Below are 5,212 nucleotides of genomic sequence, written 5' to 3' on the forward strand. Positions count from 1 at the left end.
GATCATACCCTTGCGTTCGAGTAGGACGCCGATCCGGCGGTAGCCGAACCGACGCCGCTTGCCGGCAATCTCCTGCATCTCCTTGCGTATCTCAGCACAGTCCGGCGGGCGTTCTCGCCCGACTGTCTTTGGGTCGACACCGACAAGCCGGCAGGCCCGATGCTGCGAGATTTCATGGTCCCGCATCGCCTTGAGCGCTGCCTCCCGCCGCTTGCTCAATGACGTCAGTTCTTTCCCAGCAGGTCTTTCAGCACGACATTGTCGAGCATCGTATCGGCCAGCAGCCGCTTGAGCTTGGCATTCTCATCTTCAAGGGACTTCAGCCGGGCCGCTTCGGAAACATCCATGCCCCCGTATTTGGCTTTCAGCTTATAAAATGTGGAGGGGCTCAGGCCGTGGCGACGATACACTTCAGCTGTCGGCATGCCTGCTTCTTGCTCCTTAATCATCCCAATAATCTGCGCCTCAGTAAAACGGCTCTTTCGCATATGTTTGCTCCTTCATGGTTGAGCAAACTCTACATTAAAGTGAGGGATCTCGCGGGGGGCAGGTCAAGGGGACTTCGAACTGCCGATCCAGCGTGTTATCCGCGACAACCGATGGCTTGCCACCATATCGCCCAGGTCGACGTTTGTATCCGATCTGCGCTGCAATGCCTGCCAAGCTGGCCAAACGGTTCTCTGAACAGGTCTCGCCAGCATCGCGCAGGTCGTCTGCCAATTTGCGATATCCATAGACCTTACCGCTATCGGTCCATGCTTGCTGGATCAGCACCGTCTGACGAGCATCTTCAAGCGCACGCTGGCTTAACGGGTCTTTAAGCCATGCGTAGAAGCCACTGAAATGCACAGCCAGAACACGGCACATCGAGCGCACAGAAAACTCAGTGCGATGAGCCTCAATAAACGCGTACCTCACTGAGACACTCGCGCGAAGTACGCGCGCGGCATTGTCCTCGGACCAATGGCGGACAATTTGCGCCCTTTTTTAGAATGGCACGTTCCTCGGTCATTCGCGCCAGTTCGCGATTCAGCCTTTTGATCTCAGCAGCTTGCTCCGCAACCTCTGACCTGACACGTGGCGACTTCGCAAATTGCGCCTTCCAAGTGTACAGCGATTTGGTGCTGATCCCTAGGCGCTCAGCAACTTCTCTGACCGCATATCCACGCTCAACAACCTGTGCCACAGCGTCCTGTTTGAACTCGTCCGTAAACCGTATTCCCTTGTTCATATCCGTCTCTCCTTGGTTCCAAAATTACCAAGCAAACCGTCTACAAATCTAGGGGCACCTCACTATGCATATTGGCGCAACAAGCGAACTACCTCACCTTCCCTATCGGGCAGCGACTAAGGGGATCGAGAAGGGGACCATGGCGAATGGTCCCCTCGGGGTTTGTGCTGGGTAGTGAGTGTTTTTGCGGTCAGACATCCCGCGCGATAGACGCGCCGAGCGCAGCGAGGGTAGGTGCTGACTGCTTGGGCGCTACGGTTGTGGCATGCCGGTTTCTCTTGCGCGTTGCTGATGCGCCACGCTGTCGAGTTGCCTCCGGGCGCTTCCACAGTGCTTCCACGCCCTGCGGACAGCAGAAAGCCCCGCGTTTGTGCGGGGCGTAAGGCGTTGTATTTATGTGGAAATTTGGTTGCGGGAGGGGGATTTGGACTTTGGCGAACTTTTCTGACTGTTGCGCGTTAGTTAGGCGTCGGCGCTATTCTTCGCTGCGGCCTTATCTGCTTCAATCCGCGCCGCCTCGGCTTTCGCGGCTTCTTCCTGCTCGGCCCAATGGTCGAGCTGATCTTGCACGCGCTCGCTCACGCCTTCGGGCGTTTGCGCGTGCTTGAGCATCCGGCGCCGGTTGGTCGAGGTGGCGATGCACGCCATTTCAAAGAATAGAGCCTCTACCACGCTCGGATCATTCTCTGCGGCCATTTCCAGCCAAGCGTCCAGCGTCTCGGCGAAGGCTTGGCGTGCTTCACGCTGGGTCTTCTCGCTGCGAAGGGTTTCTTTCTGCGCGACCTTTGAGACGATTTGCATGGACCGCGCCAGCGCCTTCTCCATTTGCGTCGAGATGATGACTGGGTTCTGACCAGCTTTGCGCACGGGTTTCGTGAAATTATTCTTAGCCATTTTGGGCTCCTTCTTGGGTTTCAAATTCAGTCGATGTCCTGCGGTTTCCCTCCCATCTGACCCGACTGAAAAGAAAGTGGATCTGCTCGACAGCGCGCGGAAACGAATTCCTTGAAATTCTCTCTACCTTTGTTGTAAGTGATTGAATTTAAATGAATCAATTTTGCGCGTCGGCGATTGAAACCTCATCAAATCACCGACGCGCCGTAAGTAGGCGCTACTCATCCGGATCGATACGGCGTGGTAGCGCGCGTTTGCGGTTCTGCACCGGCGGGTCCGCGGCCATAATTTTCTTAACCAGCTTCTTTCGCATCTCGGCCACTCGTTTGCGCAGCTCCAACGGCAGTTGTTGGGCGATGCTGACGATCATTGTGTCAGCCGCCTCGATCTCGGCAAGCTCATCGGCGATCATCTTCTCTGCATCTCGCTTTGCCTCCTCTTCGGCGCGCTTACGGATACGCGCTGTGGCAGCTCGAAGGGCTTTTCGCGCTTTGGAGAACCCAAGGCTTGCCAGCCATCTTGGGTGCTCCGCCCGCTGATCGCGCGGCGCGGCGCCGGACGGCTTTTCGAGCACTTTGCCAGATTCATCGAGGTCACCGGCGGCGATTGCCTCAGCAAATTCTATCACGTCGTCTGCGATCTCTTCACGCGTCGAGACTTCACGCTCACGGGTTTCCACCTCGGCGGCTTTCTCAGCCAGGCGCAGTTCTTCTTTGGCGCGCCACTCTGCCGTGCGCACGTGTCGCGGACTGATGGGCGTCTCCTTCCCGTTGTTGAGCGCGTCTCTAATCGCCTGCTTATGCCGCTTGCCGCGCGTTAAACCCAGGTGTAATCGCCGGATGTAATCTCCCCAAAACCGCCGTTTGAAAATTCCCCAGTCGTGAGCGGCAGGGTCAATTCCGAACCTCAAGTATTCGGAATTGGCGCTGACGCGGGACATGATGCCTGATGCCCGAGCGAAGAGTGATGGGAGCAGGCAGGTGAAAGGATTGAGGGAGATCGTTTTGATCCATGATCTGAAAAAGCAGGGGCTCAGCATCTCTGCGATAGCGCGGAAAGTTGGCTCTGATCGAAAGACTGTGCGGAAATATCTCGACCGTGGGCTGGAGGCGCCGGTCTATGGTCCGCGCCGGCCACGCGAGCGAGTGCTAGAGCCGTATGAGCGGTATCTTTCCGAGCGCGTTCAAACCTATCCCGATCTCAGTGGGGCCCGACTTTTGCGCGAGATCCGGGAGTTGGGATACAATGGTGGTTACACTGCTGTGACGGACTTTCTGCGCGAGGTGCGCCCGTCCAGGCAGGCGCAGTTCGAGCGGCGGTTCGAGACGCCACCGGGCAAGCAAGCGCAGGTCGATTTCGCCGAGTTCACGGTGGAGTTCACCGATGAGCCTGGCGTGGTGCGCAAGGTTTGGTTGTTCTCGATGGTGCTCGGGCACAGCCGTTGGCTGTGGGGCCGCTTCGTCGCCAGCCAGAATCTGCACTCGGTGTTGCGCTGCCATATCGCGGCTTTCACTGCGATCGGTGGGGTGCCAGCGGAGATCCTTTACGACCGGATGAAAACGGCGGTAGTTGGCGAGGACGAGGCAGGAGTGGTCACCTATAATGCCTCACTCGTCGCGCTGCTTAATCACTACGGCGCAGTGCCGCGGGCCTGCCAGCCTTATCGCGCAAAGACGAAAGGTAAGGTCGAGCGGCCCTTCCGCTATATCCGGCAGGACTTCTTTCTGGCGCGGACGTTTCGGAATATTGACGATCTCAATAGCCAGTTTGATGCGTGGCGAACGGAGGTTGCAAACCCGCGGACCCACGCCACAACCCGACGGGTGGTGAACGAGGCCTTCGCCGAGGAGCATCCCCACCTCAAATCGCTTCCAGTAATTCCTTACAGTGCGGTGTTGACGGTTGAGCGGCGCGTAAGCAAGGAGGGGATGGTCTCGGTTGGCGGCAACTTCTACTCGGTTCCCGATACCACCCGTCGCCGGACACTCGAGGTCCAGCACCACACCACCGAACTCAGGATATTTGAGGATGGGCGGTTGATTGCGCGCCATCCCGTGCTGGAAGGCAAAGCCCGCCGCCGTGTTGATCCGGCGCACCGCAAGGCGCCACCTAAAACGCCGGTCCCGGCCTCTTTGCCGCAAACACGACATCGTCCGCTCGAGTTTTACGGCGCGGTCGGCCGGCGCCTTGCGGCGGTAGGTGGCAGATCATGAGTGCGCTTGTTGACCGTATCCGCGGTGCTCTCGTCGGGTTGAAGATGCCTCGCGCGCTGGAAGCCCTCGACCACACGATACAGCAGCTCGAGAAAGGCGAAATCACCGCGATCGAAGCGATCGACGAGCTGCTAAGCGAGGAATATGCGACGCGCGAGACGCGGCGGATTGATGTTGCTTTGCGCACCGCCAAACTTCTGCCGGTCAAGACGCTGGAGGGCTTCGACTTCGGCTTCCAGCCATCGCTCGACCGGGAACGGATCTCGGCTTTGGCCCAGCTCGACTTTATTCGCCGGTCCGAGGTTGTTCACTTCCTCGGCCCGCCGGGCACGGGCAAAAGCCATCTGGCCACAGCACTTGGTGTTGCCGCAGTGAAGGCCGGCCGAAGTGTATATCGCGCGACCTTGGCAGAACTGATCGAGGCGCTGAACAAGGCCGAACGTGAAGGTCGGCTGGCCGAGAAAATCCGCTTCTACACCCGAGCCTCACTGCTGATCGTTGACGAGATTGGCTACCTGCCGATCACCCCAGGCGGCGCCAATCTGTTCTTTCAACTGGTCAACGCCCGCTATGAGAAAGGCGCCATGATCCTCACCTCTAACCGCGGCTTTGCCGAATGGGGCGAGGTGTTCGGAGATCCAGTCGTGGCGACCGCGCTGCTCGACCGGCTATTGCACCATGCCGTCGTCATCCAGATTGAAGGCGCGAGCTATCGGCTCCGCAGGCATGCCGACCTCATACCTGAGCACGTCCGCGCAAACGCCCCCATTGCTCCACCGCCGCCGCCGAAGCGCCGTGGCCGTTCACACAAAACCCAAAACGGAGACGCCGATCACTAAAGCCGGTTGATCACCGAACCCGAGAAAGTGGGGAA

4 protein-coding genes and 2 pseudogenes are annotated in these 5,212 nt (G+C 58.6%); 2 read left to right on the forward strand and 4 right to left on the reverse strand.

From position 1 onward, the window contains the following. The 4 genes and pseudogenes from DDE20_RS18750 to DDE20_RS18765 form a co-directional block, all read right to left on the reverse strand. Positions 1-488 (reverse strand): annotated as a pseudogene (locus DDE20_RS18750) (transposase); the annotation flags it as partial. 70 nt (positions 489-558) lie between these two features. Continuing rightward, positions 559-1,231, reverse strand: a pseudogene (locus tag DDE20_RS19295) (transposase); the annotation flags it as partial. Between the two features lie 462 nt (positions 1,232-1,693). Then, positions 1,694-2,125, reverse strand: a complete 432-nt coding sequence (locus DDE20_RS18760; RefSeq protein WP_116560040.1) for a hypothetical protein — start codon at positions 2,123-2,125, stop codon at positions 1,694-1,696. Positions 2,126-2,342: 217 nt separating this feature from the next. After that, a complete protein-coding gene (locus tag DDE20_RS18765) occupies positions 2,343-3,065 on the reverse strand; it encodes a hypothetical protein (RefSeq protein ID WP_116560041.1) in 723 nt (240 codons plus the stop codon). Positions 3,066-3,105: 40 nt separating this feature from the next. On the opposite strand from DDE20_RS18765, the gene istA reads away from it, so the two are divergent. Together istA and istB are read left to right on the forward strand one after the other, a co-directional pair. Then, positions 3,106-4,338, forward strand: coding sequence for an IS21 family transposase (gene istA, locus DDE20_RS18770; protein WP_116560043.1), 1,233 nt, complete (start codon positions 3,106-3,108; stop codon positions 4,336-4,338). Further along, positions 4,335-5,177: an IS21-like element helper ATPase IstB gene (gene istB / locus DDE20_RS18775; protein ID WP_116560042.1), complete on the forward strand. Its 843-nt coding sequence runs from the start codon at positions 4,335-4,337 to the stop codon at positions 5,175-5,177. The genes istA and istB overlap by 4 nt, the downstream gene beginning before the upstream one ends. Positions 5,178-5,212 lie beyond the last annotated feature (35 nt).

Source organism: Pararhodobacter oceanensis (genome assembly GCF_003076755.1).
GTDB classification, from domain to species: Bacteria; Pseudomonadota; Alphaproteobacteria; order Rhodobacterales; family Rhodobacteraceae; genus Pararhodobacter; species Pararhodobacter oceanensis.